The sequence below is a fragment of the uncultured Maribacter sp. genome (assembly GCF_947500985.1).
Lineage (GTDB): Bacteria > Bacteroidota > Bacteroidia > Flavobacteriales > Flavobacteriaceae > Maribacter.
Genome location: NZ_CANMTX010000004.1, coordinates 96,835 through 113,116, shown reverse-complemented (window position 1 = coordinate 113,116; position 16,282 = coordinate 96,835). Strand labels below are relative to the sequence as shown.

The 16,282-nt window shown below is 33.6% G+C and carries 17 protein-coding genes; 9 read left to right on the top strand and 8 right to left on the bottom strand.

The genetic code is table 11. From position 1 onward, the window contains the following. The first annotated feature begins 55 nt into the window (after positions 1–55). Positions 56–856 (top strand): DUF3667 domain-containing protein, encoded by an 801-nt coding sequence (locus tag Q0871_RS09840; protein ID WP_299321679.1) that lies wholly within the window; start codon positions 56–58, stop codon positions 854–856. A gap of 34 nt (positions 857–890) precedes the next feature. Then, positions 891–1,367, top strand: coding sequence for a regulatory protein RecX (locus Q0871_RS09835; RefSeq protein WP_299321676.1), 477 nt, complete (start codon positions 891–893; stop codon positions 1,365–1,367). Between the two features lie 18 nt (positions 1,368–1,385). Here the strand turns inward: Q0871_RS09835 and Q0871_RS09830 are convergent, their stop codons facing one another. The 4 genes from Q0871_RS09830 to bioA all read right to left on the bottom strand — a co-directional run bounded on the left by Q0871_RS09830 (position 1,386) and on the right by bioA (position 6,008). Further along, positions 1,386–2,246 carry a cupin-like domain-containing protein gene (locus Q0871_RS09830; RefSeq protein ID WP_299321673.1) on the bottom strand — a complete coding sequence of 287 codons (861 nt, stop codon included), beginning with the start codon at positions 2,244–2,246 and terminating at the stop codon, positions 1,386–1,388. A 77-nt stretch (positions 2,247–2,323) separates the two neighbouring features. After that, a complete protein-coding gene (gene bioB / locus Q0871_RS09825) occupies positions 2,324–3,418 on the bottom strand; it encodes a biotin synthase BioB (protein WP_299321670.1) in 1,095 nt (364 codons plus the stop codon). Between the two features lie 113 nt (positions 3,419–3,531). Beyond that, positions 3,532–4,725: a beta-ketoacyl synthase N-terminal-like domain-containing protein gene (locus Q0871_RS09820; RefSeq protein ID WP_299321665.1), complete on the bottom strand. Its 1,194-nt coding sequence runs from the start codon at positions 4,723–4,725 to the stop codon at positions 3,532–3,534. 8 nt (positions 4,726–4,733) lie between these two features. Beyond that, positions 4,734–6,008 carry an adenosylmethionine--8-amino-7-oxononanoate transaminase gene (bioA, locus tag Q0871_RS09815; protein WP_299321661.1) on the bottom strand — a complete coding sequence of 425 codons (1,275 nt, stop codon included), beginning with the start codon at positions 6,006–6,008 and terminating at the stop codon, positions 4,734–4,736. A gap of 108 nt (positions 6,009–6,116) precedes the next feature. Here bioA and Q0871_RS09810 point away from each other — a divergent pair, with 108 nt between their 5' ends. Beyond that, complete coding sequence (locus Q0871_RS09810) at positions 6,117–7,553, top strand: glycosyltransferase family 39 protein (RefSeq protein ID WP_299321657.1); 1,437 nt, start codon at positions 6,117–6,119, stop codon at positions 7,551–7,553. On the opposite strand, the gene bioD is transcribed toward Q0871_RS09810, so the two are convergent. The 3 genes from bioD to Q0871_RS09795 are packed head-to-tail and all read right to left on the bottom strand — an operon-like array spanning position 7,548 to position 9,716. Continuing rightward, positions 7,548–8,165, bottom strand: a complete 618-nt coding sequence (gene bioD, locus Q0871_RS09805) for a dethiobiotin synthase (RefSeq protein ID WP_299321653.1) — start codon at positions 8,163–8,165, stop codon at positions 7,548–7,550. The genes Q0871_RS09810 and bioD overlap by 6 nt on opposite strands. A gap of 6 nt (positions 8,166–8,171) precedes the next feature. After that, on the bottom strand, positions 8,172–8,555 hold the full coding sequence (locus Q0871_RS09800) for a DUF2007 domain-containing protein (RefSeq protein WP_299321649.1): 384 nt from the start codon (positions 8,553–8,555) through the stop codon (positions 8,172–8,174). Positions 8,556–8,558: 3 nt separating this feature from the next. Continuing rightward, complete coding sequence (locus Q0871_RS09795; protein WP_299321645.1) at positions 8,559–9,716, bottom strand: aminotransferase class I/II-fold pyridoxal phosphate-dependent enzyme; 1,158 nt, start codon at positions 9,714–9,716, stop codon at positions 8,559–8,561. 306 nt (positions 9,717–10,022) lie between these two features. Here Q0871_RS09795 and Q0871_RS09790 point away from each other — a divergent pair, with 306 nt between their 5' ends. The 6 genes from Q0871_RS09790 to Q0871_RS09765 all read left to right on the top strand — a co-directional run bounded on the left by Q0871_RS09790 (position 10,023) and on the right by Q0871_RS09765 (position 15,917). Then, positions 10,023–12,302, top strand: a complete 2,280-nt coding sequence (locus tag Q0871_RS09790; protein ID WP_299321641.1) for a PAS domain S-box protein — start codon at positions 10,023–10,025, stop codon at positions 12,300–12,302. Next, complete coding sequence (locus Q0871_RS09785; protein ID WP_299321638.1) at positions 12,299–12,709, top strand: response regulator; 411 nt, start codon at positions 12,299–12,301, stop codon at positions 12,707–12,709. The genes Q0871_RS09790 and Q0871_RS09785 overlap by 4 nt, the downstream gene beginning before the upstream one ends. Before the next feature lie 74 nt (positions 12,710–12,783). Continuing rightward, complete coding sequence (locus tag Q0871_RS09780) at positions 12,784–14,583, top strand: peptidase M61 (protein WP_299321634.1); 1,800 nt, start codon at positions 12,784–12,786, stop codon at positions 14,581–14,583. Next, positions 14,584–15,117, top strand: coding sequence for a GNAT family N-acetyltransferase (locus tag Q0871_RS09775; RefSeq protein WP_299321630.1), 534 nt, complete (start codon positions 14,584–14,586; stop codon positions 15,115–15,117). 78 nt (positions 15,118–15,195) lie between these two features. Beyond that, a complete protein-coding gene (locus tag Q0871_RS09770) occupies positions 15,196–15,708 on the top strand; it encodes a DUF2975 domain-containing protein (RefSeq protein ID WP_299321628.1) in 513 nt (170 codons plus the stop codon). A gap of 2 nt (positions 15,709–15,710) precedes the next feature. Next, positions 15,711–15,917, top strand: a complete 207-nt coding sequence (locus Q0871_RS09765) for a helix-turn-helix transcriptional regulator (protein ID WP_299321623.1) — start codon at positions 15,711–15,713, stop codon at positions 15,915–15,917. A gap of 54 nt (positions 15,918–15,971) precedes the next feature. Here Q0871_RS09765 and Q0871_RS09760 read toward each other — a convergent pair whose 3' ends face one another. Beyond that, positions 15,972–16,250 (bottom strand): F0F1 ATP synthase subunit epsilon, encoded by a 279-nt coding sequence (locus tag Q0871_RS09760; RefSeq protein WP_299321619.1) that lies wholly within the window; start codon positions 16,248–16,250, stop codon positions 15,972–15,974. Positions 16,251–16,282: the final 32 nt, after the last annotated feature.

The window sequence follows — 16,282 nt, the reverse complement described above, 5'->3', positions numbered from 1 at the left end:
TTTGTTTTAGGTTTTTATGTATTTTAACCATCAAATTCCTAACCAACCAAAGTAAATGTCTTGCAAAAATTGTTCTTCTGCTCTAGTTCATCAATCATTTTACTGTAACCAATGTGGTGCTAAAATAGTCTCTGAAAGAATAACTATTAAACGTATTATAGAGGACGCCTTTCAAAATTATATTGGGTGGGACAACAAGTATTTTGTTACCATTAAATACTTGATTTTAAGACCTGGAGTGCTTCTTAGAGAATATTATAACGGTACACGTAAAAAATTCTTAAACCCTTTTGCTTTCTTAACTATATGTATGGCAATCAACTTGTTTGTATTTAATTCTTTTGATAAAGAATACATATCAGTAATGAACGATTTTAATGAATCACAAATTAATTGGTATGCAGAAATACTGGGTGGACCATTTGCAGATCCAGAATTTAAGGCAGAGCAGTTGACCAAATCAACCGAAAGCTCAAAATTTATGCTTAAGTACTTTAACATAATGGTAATCCTTTTACTTCCCATATACACATTGATAGCATTTTTAGTATACAGAAAACCTTACAATTATGCAGAACATATTGTAGCCAATTGTTACATTCAGGGTTTAAGTTTTTTAACTACCTCTCTAATATTTTTTATAGCTATTTGGGTTCATCCTAGTCTGTTTCTTTTAATATATCCTCTATTGATTTTTTATTATACTTATGTTTATGGTAGACTATATAAACTTACCATTGGTCAATCAATTTTAAAGGTGATTTTATTTTTACTTATAACGGTTGGAGTAGGAATAGCAGTTGGTGCCTTAATATTTTTACTCAGTTTTGCTTTTGGTTATATCTTTGCGGCATGACCGTCCTAATTTCAAATTTTATTAAATATCATCATTGAACGAAAAAACAAAAGGCTACACTGTTCAAGAGGCTACTAAAAAAATAGAAAGCTACTGCGCTTACCAAGATCGCTGCCATAAAGAGGTGGTTGCGAAATTGAAAGACATGGGTATGATTCCATTAGCAGTCGATACCATTATTGCCCAACTTATTGAAGACCGGTTCTTAAACGAAGAGCGTTTTGCAAAGAGTTTTGCTCGTGGCAAATTCAACATTAAAAAATGGGGAAAAAATAGAATTGTTAGAGAACTGAAATTTAGAAACATTTCTAAATATAATATCACAACCGCCTTGAAAGAAATTGAGCCGGAAGCTTACTTGACAGCTTTAGATGATTTAGCTCACAAAAGATTACGACAGATTACCGAAACTAATATTCAAAAGCGAAGAAAAAAATTAGCAGATTACCTTTTATATCGTGGCTGGGAAAGTCATTTGGTGTATGAAAAAACATTTGAGCTTATAAAATAATACTCATTCAATTTCTGTTTACACTTTTTGATTTTTATTGGTTCTAGATATGGCTTCTTTATTTTTCCAATCAATCCAATCTTGCCCTTTTAGCTTGCGCATTAACACGTCATAGTAGCGCATCACTACAATATTATACGATGCCTTAGCCAAATTCTTAGGGTTATGCGCTAATCCCCTCAAACTCATTGAAAATCCCGGAGTGTTGTATTTCATATAATGCCAATAACCTTCTGGCATATATAGAACCTCGCCGTGTGATAAAGTAGTTTTGAATCCTTTTGCCTTTTTCAAAGCTGGCCACTTTAAGTAATCAGGATTTGAGAAATCTATACTCTCATGTGTAATTAAAGAATGTGGCACCTTATATAGATTTTTCGTTTCTGACTGCGGAAACAGGACAACCTCTTTTTCTCCATCGAAATGAAAATGAAATATATTCGCCAAATCGATATCGTAATGCATGAAAGTATACGAGTCTCGTCCGCCGAAAAACATCATTGGCACACCTTTTAAAAGCCTTAACCCGAAGTCAGGAAACTTATAATCTTTCTGTAGAGCTGGTACTTCCTTTAAAATATTCCAAAGAAAAATTCTATACTTGGTAGGCTCTTTCTTTAATAGATCCACATATTCTGCCATTTTCATTTTGGCATGTGGTTCATTGAAACCATCTTTATGCTGAACTGGTCTATCATCATACAAAGGCACAGTAATATTGCCCGCTACTTCTTTAATATAGTCTAGGTTCCACTTGTTATAAGCAGGCCAATCTTCAATAGCCTGTTCTAAAACAACAGGTTTTTGAGGTTTAAAGTAGTCGTTAATAAAGTTGTCCTTGGTAATATGTTTTACCCTCGGAATATCTGCTAACTTCAATTACACATGGTTTTTTAGGGAAGCCAAAGGTAATTAACGTAAAGAAAACAATTTCTTAAAAATGTATTAATGTAACCTTAGTCAATAATTTTAGCCTTTTGCTTCGCAGTTTCATTACGCTCAATAGAGTGACCTGGTCTAGACCATTTTGGTTTTTCACCTAAAGATTCAATTTGAGAATCTTCTGCTTCTACCGTTTTAGGCTGTGACACCTTCGTAAATGGTTTTTGCGGATTTAAACCTAACATTTTGAACATCGCCATATCCTCATTTACATCAGGATTCGGAGTGGTCAACAATTTATCGCCTGCAAAAATAGAATTCGCCCCTGCAAAGAAACACATTGCCTGCCCTTCTCTACTCATTTCAGTTCTACCTGCAGATAAACGTACTTGAGTTTCTGGCATTACAATTCTTGTAGTAGCTACCATACGAATCATATCCCATATTGAAACTGGTTCAATATCTTCCATTGGCGTGCCTTCTACAGCAACTAATGCATTAATTGGTACTGATTCTGGTTGCGGATTCAATGATGTCAAAGCAACTAACATACCTGCTCTATCTTCCAATGCCTCACCCATACCAATAATACCACCGCTACAAACAGTAACATTACTTTTACGAACATTTTCAATAGTATCTAAACGATCCTCAAAGGCACGAGTAGAAATAACATCTTTATAATAATCTTCTGAAGTATCTAAATTGTGATTGTAAGCGTATAAGCCTGCTTCTGCCAAACGTTTTGCCTGATTCTCGGTAATCATACCTAAAGTACAGCAAACCTCCATATCAAGCTTATTAATGGTACGTACCATTTCTAACACTTGATCAAACTCAGGACCATCTTTTACATTTCGCCATGCAGCTCCCATACAAACACGAGAACTACCGGAAGCCTTAGCTCTTAGCGCCTGAGCTTTTACCTGAGAAACAGCCATAAGATCGTTACCTTCAATGTCGGTATGGTAACGAGCAGCTTGTGGACAATACCCACAATCTTCTGGACAACCGCCTGTTTTTATAGAAAGTAACGTAGAAACTTGTACCGTATTAGGGTCATGATTTTTTCTGTGCACAGTTGCAGCTTCATAAAGTAGCTCCATTAAAGGCTTATTGTATATTTCTAAAATTTCTTCTTTTGACCAATTATGTCTTGCTTCGCTCATATAATCTTAGGTTGTTACCAGGGTTCAAAAATAACGGAATTTAAATTGAAAAAATAATTGGAGGTTTTAAAATAATAACCTCATCACAAAATCAAACTTTATTTAAAATCCGATTATTCATTCTTACTTACTAAAATACTCACAGCATTACCACCAAAACCAACGGCATTTACCAGTATTTTTTTAAGGTTTCTATTCGTAGTTTTTGACTCCATAAAAGGTACTGAAATCATCTTATTATGTTGTAACATTAAAACCGCCAATTCTAGATTTAGTATTCCAGAAGTTGCGAATGTGTGACCAATTTTCCATTTATTGGTGGTCAATTGAGGCATGTGATTTTCGAAGACTTCTCGAATTGCGTTGAATTCCGAAGAATCTCCTTTTATAGTGCCGGGTGCATGCATTACGATAGCATCTACCTCAGTAACATCTAAATCGCCTAAAGCCATTTTCATAGATTTCTGAAAACATATGGCATTAGCTGAAATGGAAGTATTATGTTTTAAAATTTCTGTAGCATAACCAACTCCATCTATTATTGCCAAGGCATTTTTTACTACTCCCGTTTCTAGACAAGCTACCGAAGCTGCTTCGCCTAATATCATAGAATTAAATTCTTTTTTTAGGTCTGATGCCAGACAAGGGTAACTTCGACTTCGCTCAGTTACCGAACCAGAATTTGAATCGGGTGCTTTTGCGTAAATCTTCAATGCCTTCATTTGAGCAATGGTGAAATTGGTCAGCGGAGCTTCACTGGCACCTACCAAAAACTTATTTGCCATTCCGCTATTTAGCCAAGCCACTCCGTTCAATACCGAATGCAAACCCGTTGAACAAGTGATGGAATGTGATATTTCTGGTCCGGTCGCTCCTAAATCATGTGATACCCATGAAGAGATATTACCCAATGTAGTTGTTGGTGAACTTAAAGTTGATGAAATACCCGTATCTAAATACTCTTTATGATACTGCTCAAATAACTTCGTTGCCCCACGAGACGAGCCCATGTTGATTCCGAATTCAGCTGTGTTTTCCCAACCTGATTGCTTCACTGCCATTCGTGAAGCTACCATTGCGAATAGGACACTGTCATCTAATTTTCTGTATTTACTATCAGACTCCCTTTGTTCCTCTACTAGTAATCTCGCAGATTTAGACAAAGGAGCCGTCCAAGTTTTATCACCATTTATTTCTGACAAAGAGAAATAATGGTCATCGTTCTGATATGACTGCCAAGTTTCTTCTAATGTGCTACCTAAAGGTGACATTGAAGCTATGGCTGTTATGGATATTTTTTCTTTCAAATTCTAATCTAAAATGTATCTAAAGCCTCAGTGATCGCCTCGTAAATCTTCTGAAGTTGTATATCTGTAATTACGTAGGGTGGTAATGTATAAATCGTATTACCTAAAGGCCGCAATAAAACCCCTCTTTCTAAAAAGAAACTATAAAGTTGATCACGCAAATTACCATAACGTTCCATTTTTATTTCAAGGTCTATGGCAAGAATAGCACCCATAACCCTTACTTCTTTTACTTTTTTATGATTCTGAATTTTGCTAGCATATACGTTATGGGCATTTTCAATATAGCTTCTTCTTTCTAAGATTTCTGGAGAATTCAAAAGTTCTATTCCCGCCAAAGCAGCTGCACAACCTAAAGGATGCGCACTAAAAGTATGCGCATGAAAAAAACCTTTGTGCACCTCATCACTAAGAAAACGGTCATAAATTCTCTGTGAACAACTGGTAATACTTAAAGGAAACATACCCGCCGTTAACGCCTTACTTAAACAAATAACATCAGGTTTATTCGTTAAATTATCTGATGCAAAATTCTTACCTGTTTTGCCAAAGCCGGTCATTATCTCATCTGCTATACATAACACCTCTTGTTCTTGACAAAGACCGATTAACAAATCTAATCCTTCTACAGAATGAAATTTCATACCTGCTGCACCTTGCACCAGTGGTTCAAAAACAAATGCTGCACAGCTATTCTCTTCAAGAATTTGAGTTAGCTTAGTTTTTACTTCATCTATATTATCTTCTTGTGGCGTAGGAATGCGAATCACCTTTAAAAGAAAATCTTCAAACGGACCATTGTAAGATGACAGACCAGATGCGCTCATAGCACCAAACGTATCACCATGAAAACCATCTTCAAAAGCAATTAGTGTATCTCTTTTTTCTCCGTTATTATGAAAATATTGAAGCGACATTTTTATAGCTGCCTCAATAGCTGTAGAACCATTATCGTTGAAGAAAAGTTTTGCCTGGTTATCTGGCAAAATGGCCATTAATTTTTCAGATAATTCTATTGCCGGTTCGTGAGTTAGACCACTGAACATTACAAAATCTAACTTTTGCATTTGCTCGGTCATTGCCGAAATTATAGCGTCATTGGCATGACCGTACATTACGGTATACCAAGATGCAATACCGTCAATATACTCTTTCCCCTCTTCATCAAACAATAAAGCACCCTTTGCACTAGTTATAGGTAATTGTGGTTTACCCAACTTATGTTGAGTTAACGGATGCCATAAATATTTTTTATCTCGAGTAGATAGATTTTCCACTTTCATAGAATTTATAATTCTTCATTTTATCTATCTTGCAAAGATCGGGAAATAAACCGCAACAAAGAGATGCCCTTAAAAAGAAACGAAAAAGCGTTTTTAAATTTTTCCGAGTTGAAGAATACAGCTGTATTCTTCCTATTCTTTTTAATTACTTTTTTTATTCGTTTTCCTTTTTTCTTTAGGGACTATATAGATCGCGATGAAAGCACTTTTATTCTGTTAGGTCAATCTTGGGCTAATGGTTTTCTACCCTATACGCAACTGTGGGATTTAAAGCCTCCATTAACCTTTGCTTTTTTTGCAGCCATTATATCCATATTTGGTAAAAGTTTTATAGCTATTCGGCTTGCCGGTGTATTTCTAGTGGTCATTACCGCATTTTATACCTATAAGATAGCACTTACTATGATACCTAAAAAGGCTTCTATTTTTGTTGGGGCGTTTTGCATTGTTCTATTAAGTCTTTTTGGCAGCCTACAAGGTGTAATGTCTGAACATATATGTATCGCATTATTTGTGCCTGCTATTTACCTTCTACAATCAAAGAAATCTAATGCCTATATTTTCTTGGCAGGAGTTTTAATGGGTGCCACTGTTATGGTGAAATTGAATATGGCTTTCCCTATTTTATTTATTGGCTTGTACTTGGTTTATGAGGGTGTATTTACAAAAAAGAGTAGTAGTTTTTTCTCTATTATGTTATTTTCCACTGGTGTTATAACCGTAATTTTAGCAACTATTATACCTTATTATTTAAGTAATCAAACATATATATGGTGGGAATCTGTAGTACTGGCTCCTTTAGAATATACCGGAGCCAGAAGATATTCCATCTTTAAACTAGCACCTATTTTTGTAATTACAGGACTTTTTCTTGTATATGCCTACAAAAGCAAAAAGCTTGATTTTAAAAACAGAATTGTTCAACTGCTATTAGTTGCTATTATTGGGATATTGTTCTCTTTTGTAAAGGGCGGAAGAATCAATGGTCACTACCTTATTCAATTACACCCCATGTTACTTATTTTAGTTGGTATAGTCATCTACAACTTAATAGTACAGTACAAGCCGAAATTACCAATTTATGCTGCGTTTATCGCGTTATTGATACCTGCTGAAAGTTACTTGGAATATGTAAATGTTATAAAGAACAAATTTGAAAAAGGCACTTTCTTTAATGGGGAAGGTTTTTCTACTCCGCAATATATTTTAGAACATAATTTAGAAACTAAAAATATCCTGTTTTTTGAATATCATATAGGATACTGGAATTTAGATACCTTACCACCTACCACAGCTTCTACGCACCCAAGTAATATTTGTAGAGACGAGCTGTTTCCTTTTTTTTATAACCCAAGAAAAAACTCAATCGAAGAACTTGAATATATTATGGAAGAATTACAACCCAAAACGGTTGTAATACGAAAAGGCAGACGAATTTTAAACAAAAAAGAAGTTGAGGAAAACGAATATCTAGATGCCTATTTAGCGGAACACTATAAGGTATTTGCTACAATAGATAATGCAGAAATTTTACAGCGACTATAGTGTTCTTAAAATGCCTTCAAATTTATCGGCATACTTTTTAATAACCTCTTTAGTAAATTCTTTTTCTTCATCTATTCTACCTATCAAGGATACGCCTGTTTTATGAAGAATTATATTTTCTGTATGAGGATTAGCCTCTCCGCTAAATAATACAGAAACCTCATAACCTTTGTGCAATAACCAGTTAATGGTCAGTAACGAATGATTGATACTTCCTAAATAATTTCTAGACACCACCACAACTTTATAATCGGGCATGATGATATCAAACATGGTATCTTCCTCATTTAATGGTACTAGAATACCACCAGAACCTTCTATGACTAAGTCATTATCTGTTTCTGGCTCATTAATATGAAATCTGTCAATTCTAATACCTTCAATTTCAGCCGCTGCATGCGGACTCATAGCTGCTTTTAAATTATAGCTACTAGGGTGAAATTTAGATTTCTTGTTTGAGATAAGGCTTTTAACTTTATCAGTATCCGTATTATCTAAATCTCCAGCTTGAACAGGTTTCCAATAATCTGCTTGTAGTGCTTCGGTAAAAATTGCCGATGCAATTGTTTTACCTACTTCTGTTGAAATTCCTGTTACAAATATTTTTTGCATGTATTCTTACTTTGAATTAGTGATCATTCCACAATTTAGGCACTTATATTTTCTTTTTTCAAAAAAAGGAAAAAGTTTATAAAATACTCCCTTGCTGTTATAATACGGTTCAGATTTTTGAGCCTTGCAATTAGGGCAAACAATAGTTTTTCCGTCATTATCTACAGCATAAGCCCTTATCTCATTATAAATGGCAATTGCTCGTTCTTTATCTTTAGAATATACTTGTAATTTTACTCCGCCGATTGCATTGCTGATTAACGGATCTGAATTTAAGGTGTTTTCATCCCTAAGAAACACTGGTATACCTTCAGACTCTAGTTTGCCTTTTACAATTTGCACATCGGCTACGTATTCAAAAGAAGCTAGCTGATAAAATTTATCTTCCATATATTATATAAAACTAGCTAACAATTTCACCAATAACCCTATTTCTTCTTTAGAATTAAAACTATGCAAACATATTCTAAGTCTTTCTTGGCCTTCTGGTACGGTAGGCGACAGAATTGCCTTTATATTGAAACCTTTATCAATTAGTTTTTTAGATACTTGTTTTACTTTTTTAGGCCCTGGTATTAAGCATCCTTGAATTGCAGTATCACTGGTTATAAAAAACTTCTCTATTTTATGTGCTTTCAACTGCGATTTAAAAAAGGCTATATTTTCCTTTAGTAACGTATTTGGCGATTCGCCCAACTCCTTTAAATATTCATGTGCCGTTATTATGGTTGCCAAAGTATGTGGTGTTAACGCAGTGGTATAAATAAATGGCTTGGCAAAGTTTACCAAATAGTCTTTTAAATCTTCTGAACCTAAAATTGCCGCACCATGACAACCAAAGCCCTTACCAAACGTAACCGTTCTTGCAAAAACATTTTTCTCAAGACCTAATTCCGGTATTAGACCTTCCCCGTTGCTTCCTAAAACACCAACAGCATGAGCTTCATCAACTATTAAATGATAGCCATTAGATGTAGTAAATTTTGCAAAAGCTTTTAAATCGGGCGTATCCCCATCCATAGAAAAAACACTTTCGGTTACTATATAAACAGCGTAATCTTCATGGTCATTTCTACTTGTATTTAGCGCTACCTTTTCCTTTAGGCTTGACAAATCGTTATGTAAAAAACTATATGCCTTAGCATTGCTCATTCGTATACCTTCTCTTATACTGGCATGAACAAACTCATCATAAAATATTAAATCGCCACGTTGGGGTACCGCACTAAAAAGACCCATATTGGCATCGTAGCCCGAGTTAAACACTAGGACCGCTTCTGCTTTGTAGAACCCATTTAGCATAGGCTCTAATCGTTTATATAATTTATGATTGCCCGACAATAGCCTTGAACCTCCAGACCCGTTCGATGCTACATTTTCTGTTAACAATAGCTGAAATGTCTTAGAAAACAAAGTTTCATTTGTAGCAAACCCTAAGTAGTCATTAGATAAAAAATCTATTAGCCCGTCAAGGGAGTTTAAAGAGCGAAAGGTCTCCTCTTTTTTACGATTCGCTAATACTTTCAATAATTTTTTAGGCAGTTGGGTCATATCACAAAAATAGCCTTTTCATGAAATGAACGGTATCTAATTAACGAATTCCTAAAATTTTTCTGAACGATATATCTATTTTGTTGAAAATAATTCAAACTTATCTATATACAACTGACAAAATCATTTTAGAAATCTGATTAATAACTACTTACAAATATTAAAAAATGCCATAATTGAGAAAAAAATACATCTAATGCGTGTTTAAAGTAAACTTAAAGCATATTTTTGCCTCTTTTTTTAAAGAAATTTCCTACTTTGACGTTAAAGTATTAGATTAAGTACATGTCTTTTGATAAGGATTAAATGAACGGGAGTAATATTTTAGATACGAATAGATTAGAAACATTGATGTCTTATGACATTATGGATACGTACCCTGAGGTCATCTATGATGAGATAACATCACTTGCTGCCTCTATTTGTGATACACCTTCAAGCCTAATTTCTTTAATAGATGATAAGAGGCAATTTTTTAAATCTCATTTTGGTTTAGATAGCAGCGGTTCCCCTATTAAAGAATCTTTCTGTAAACATATAATTAGCGATGATATAGATTTAATGGTTGTTAAAAACACACATGAAGACAAAAGGTTCCAGAATTACGCTCTTGTTAAGAACGACCCTAATATTGGTTTCTATGCAGGTGCTTCATTAACTACCGAAAACGGCCATCGCATTGGTACCTTATGTGTACTCGATTACCAACCCAGAAACCTCGATAAAACTCAAATTGACGGACTTCAAACACTTGCAAAACAAGTAGTTCAGCTATTAGAATTACGTAAATCTAAAAAGATTGAAGAAGATCAAAAAATAGACCTAGAACGAAAAGGTAAACTTTTAAACAATATTATCAATGCTACAGGAATTGGTATTTGGGAACGTAATCTTATTGATGACTCTCTTACTTTAAATGAACAAGCACTTAATATTTATGGTTTAAATAAAACAAATTTATCAGAATTTAAAACCGATACATGGTTTAACCTTATTCACAAAGATGATTTAGAAGAGGTAAAGAAAAAAATGCTTGCTTGCTTAAGCTATCCTTCTGATGAATGTAATGTTCAATATAGAATACTACAAAAAAGAGGCGATTACAAATGGGTACAAGACAAGGGCAAAGTACTTCAGTGGAGTGATGACAAGAAACCACAATTAATGTACGGTACCGTGCAAGATATAACTGAAAAAAAGAATTATACCACAGAGCTTCAAAGAGTTAAAAACAACCAAGAAGCTATGATTAATAGCACTAAAGACTTAATGTGGTCTATAGATTTAGAATATAGGCTTATAACCGCAAATACCGCATATCACCAATTAGTTAAAAAAATTCAAGGCAAACCTTTTAATGAAGGTGATTTAGTTTTCTCTGAGCACGTACCTACTCAACTAACTAAAAAATGGAAATCTTATTACAATAAGGCTCTTACAAGCGGGGCATTTTCTGTAAAACAAAAAATTCAAGATCCAAAGAAATTCTGGACGACTTATGGGCTTACTTCATTTGACCTTTTATATAATAAAGAAGGCGAAAAAATAGGTATTACTTGTTTTTCTAAAGATATTACATCAGAAGTATTATCTCAACAAGTACTCATAAATTCTAAAGAAGAGTTACAGAAAATTATGGATACTTCTCTAGACATTATTTGTACTATTGATGAAGAAGGATATTTCTTAAGTGTCAATAAAGCATGTAAACAAATTTGGGGATATGAACCTAAAGATATTATAGGTACTCGATATCTTGAATTGGTTTATGATGAAGACATTAAATTAACCGAAAATTCTGCTGAATCTGTTTTATCTGGCAAAAAAGTTGTCAATTTTGAAAATAGGTATCTACATAAAAATGGAGCTATCGTCCCATTGCTATGGTCATCTAATTGGGATAAAAAAGATCGCGTCTATTATTGTATTGCTAAAGACAATACTGAAAAAAAGAAATCTGAGCTACAATTAGAAAATAGCGAACGCCGATACAAGACATTGGTTCAAGAAGGCAGTGATATGATCAGTATTGTTGATGAAAAGGGCATTTTCTCTTATGCTAGCCCTACCTCTACTAAAATTTTGAATATTGCACCAGAAGAATTAGTAGGCACTAATGCTTTTGATCATATACACCCAGATGATCGGGATACCGTATATACTGAATTTATAAAGATTCTAAATACTTCACAGGTTAGTATTAAACCTTATAGATCCAAACATGGGCAAGGGCATTGGATATGGTTAGAAAGTACTCTCACTAATAAGCTAGACGAGCCGTCTATTAATGGAATAGTATCTAATTGTAAAGATGTTACCACAAAAGTGCAACACTTAAACGCGATTGAAGAGCAAAATACTCAACTTAAAAAAATTGCATGGACACAATCTCATATTGTTAGAGCACCTGTTGCAAGATTAATGGGCTTGATAAATTTATTGACTGACGATAGAGGAAAATTGAACGCAGAAGAAAAAGAACAAGTACTAAATTATATATTTACCTCGGCAGATGAAATAGACCATATTATTAGAGACATTGTTGAAAACACCATTAATGTAATTGATATAGAAGAAAATTTATGAAGTATCAACTATTATTAATAGAAGACGATCCTATTTTTACTTTTTTACTCGAAAAAGGAATCAAACATGCCGAATTAAAGGGTGATATTATTAGTTTTTCTAATGGAAAGCCTGCAATAGAATATTTAACTGAAGGATATTCAGAATCGAACAACTATATTATATTTCTTGACCTTAATATGCCCATAATGAACGGCTGGGAATTTATGGATCAATTAGAAACGTTTGCAAAAGTTGATAACTGTATGGTTTTTATTTTAACATCTTCAGCTTATCGTAATGATATAGAACGCTTAAAGAAAAAGCCGTTGGTAGTAGATTTTGTTACCAAACCAATTACCGAATATCATTTAAATGGCATTAAAGAAACTATTGAAGATAAATTCGAAAAAAATCAGACCATATAATCTCCTATACATTTTATAAAATTAAACTGCATACTACATGAATTAGCTTCATTATCTTAGCTAAAAATCACAGTATGCGCTATCTTCTTATTTTATTATTATTTGGTTTACAATCGGTTCAACTAATTGCACAAACCAATACTTACGTTATCTCTTTCGAAAATGCCGAACATCATGAGGCAACTATTTCGGCTACATTTCAAAATATAAAATCTGATACCCTAGCGCTTAGAATGAGCAGAACTTCGCCAGGTAGGTATGCACTACATGAATTTGCAAAAAACGTTTATAACTTTAAGGCTATAGACAGCAAAGGAAATGACCTAATTGTTTCAAGAACAAATCCGTATGCATGGAACATTATTGGGCATGATGGTACGGTTAAAATATCGTATATTCTTTTTGCAAATAGAGGCGATGGCACCTATTCTCAAATCGATGAAACACATGCACATTTAAACATTCCGGCTACATTTATATATGCTCCTTCTCTTAAAGACAGAAAAATAGAAGTAGATTTTAACATAAGAGAAGATTTAAATTGGAAGATAGCAACACAACTACCACACGTAAAAGACCATACCTATAGTGCTCCCAACCTATATTATTTTATGGATAGCCCTACCGAACTGAGCAACCACAAGGTTCGCGAATTCACTGTAGACGGTCAAACCATTAAATTAGCATTGCACGATCCTGGTACCGAAGAAGAAGCTGACCAATATTTTGAGAAAGTAAAAAAAGTAGTTCTAGCTGAAAAAGAGGTTTTTGGTGAACTACCTACATTTGATTACGGGTCTTATACCTTTTTAGCCTGTTATATACCAAATGCTTCTGGTGATGGTATGGAACATAGAAACTCTACTATTTTAACCAGTACGCGGACATTAGCTAACGGAGGAATGGATGGTAATATTGGTACAGTTTCTCATGAGTTTTTTCATAGTTGGAATGTTGAACGTATACGACCAAAATCTTTAGAACCTTTTAATTTTGAAGAAGCTAACATGAGCGGTGAGCTTTGGTTTGCAGAAGGTTTTACCAGCTACTACACCAATTTGATACTTTGCCGAGCAGGATTAATTACAGCAGAAAAATATGTAGAGGGATTAACCGGTACTTTCAATTATGTTTGGAATTCACCTGCCAGACAATTTTTTAATCCCATAGAAATGAGTTATCAGGCACCATTTGTTGATGCATCTACCTCAGTTGACCCTGTAAATAGAGAAAATACATTTATATCTTATTATTCTTATGGTAGTGTTCTAGGTTTAGCATTAGACCTTTCATTAAGAGATAAAGACTTGAATTTAGATGATTTCATGAAACTGGTTTGGACTACCCATGGGAAATCGGAAAATACGTATACCATTGAAAATTTGAATAAAACTTTGAACATTTACGCAGGTGAAGATTTTGGCAATAACTTCTTTAATAGCTTTATCTACAAAAGCGAAATGCCAAGCTATACCGAACTATTTAAATCCGTTGGGGTAAGTTTATATCAAAACAAAAAAGCTGCTTATTTTGGCGCCGCTGTATCTATCACAGACGATTTTAATGGTAAAATTCGAAGCAATACTAAAATAGGGAGTCCCGCTTATATTGCTGGGCTAGATAAAGACGATATCATTACAGCTATTAATGGAGATAAATTCCCTAACGGAATTCAGTTCAACAAGTTTATTGAAAATGAATTCAAACCAAATGACATCCTTTCAATAACATTTTTAAGAGATGAATTGGAAAGGAAAACGGAAGTAACATTGACATCTAACCCGAACTATGCTATTAGCTTGATTGAGAAAAATGAAGAAGCTCCTTCAAAAAAAGTATTAAAAGCCCGCAAAGCTTGGTTAAAAGTTGAGTAAATGAATTTGATATATACCACCGCCACAACAAATGAAGAATTGATACAGATTCTTTCTTTACAGCAAATGAATTTAAAATCTTCTGTTTCTGATTTAGAAATGGAACAAGAAGGTTTTGTTACTGTACAACATACTTTAGATGTACTTACTAGAATGAATAACGCTTGCCCACACATTATTACAAAAGATGAGAATAAGATAGTTGGTTATGCCCTTTCAATGACCGAAGATTTTAAAGATGAGATTTCTGTTTTAAGACCGATGTTTACCGAATTAGAAAATGTAAACATTCAAAATTTTATTACCATGGGGCAAATTTGTGTTGCAAAGACTCATAGAAAGCAGGGGATTTTCCGCGGACTTTATAACGCTATGAAAATTGCTTCTTACCCTAAATATGACGCTATTATCACCGAAGTTGACGCTACCAATACCCGCTCTTTAGGCGCACATTATGCCGTAGGTTTTGAAAAAGTATGCACGTATAGTTCTTTAGGTCAAGACTGGGAATTAATTTCTTTGAAGACTTCATAACTTATATTTTTTGTAAATTATTATTGTTTATCGATGATTATTCTATATTTGTTATTGTTAAACAATAACAAATATATTATGAAAATATTCGGTCCAAATTCACTTTCAACCTTCTTCTATTATATTTTTAGAAGTATTTCAATTGTACTCTTAGTTTTTCTAACCTATATGGAATTTGCTTTTATTACCGATAAATTTACGGTTAAAGACGGTAGATTTGATATGAAAATTCCCTTAATAGGAAGCTCAATACAAGGTGATTATCAGTTTAGCGATATACTAACTATATCTCTAATTCTTATATTCGGAATTCTACTTTTCTATTTGCTTTCTAACATCTTTAAAGCATTAAAAGAGACTATAATATTTAATAAAGGTATTGTCAAAAATTTAAAACTTTTAACCATTCTTAATTTAGTAATTGGTCCTATTTTATACTTTCTTATCCATTACCCGATAATGCATAAGACTGAATTTAGAAATATTCACAACCTTATTCTACTGATTATATTTGGTATGATTTCCTTGTTTCTTACTTATGTATTTAAAAATGGATATACCGTACAATCTGAAAACGACCTAACCATATAATTATGAGTATAGTCGTAAACTTAAACACCGTATTAGCAGAGCGAAATTTGAAAAGTAAAGAGCTAGCCGAAATGATTGGTATAACGGAAGCCAATCTATCTATTCTAAAATCAGGTAAAGCTAAAGCGATTCGTTTTTCTACACTTGAGGCCATTTGCAAAGCTTTAGATTGTCAGCCGGCTGATATTTTAGCATATAAAAAGGAATAAAAAAAGGCTACACTTTTCAGTATAGCCTTTAAAATTTATTACTTAATGTACTAACTAATCTGCAAGTACAATCACTCTATTATTCTTAAGCTCAATAGTACCGCTAGAAATTTGTAATACGGTACTACCGCTAGCATCTTTAGTAAACTTAGAGGCATATTCTTCTTCTAAAGAAATATTACCTGTAATTTTAACCTTACCTTCTTGTAACAATGATACAATTGGGGCGTGGTCTTTTAACATTTGAAACTCACCATTTATACCTGGTACCGTTACCGAAGTTACTTCGCCAGCAAATAATGTTGCTTCTGGTGATACAATTTCTAAATACATATTTTTTCAGTATTCAGTAATCAGTGCTTAGT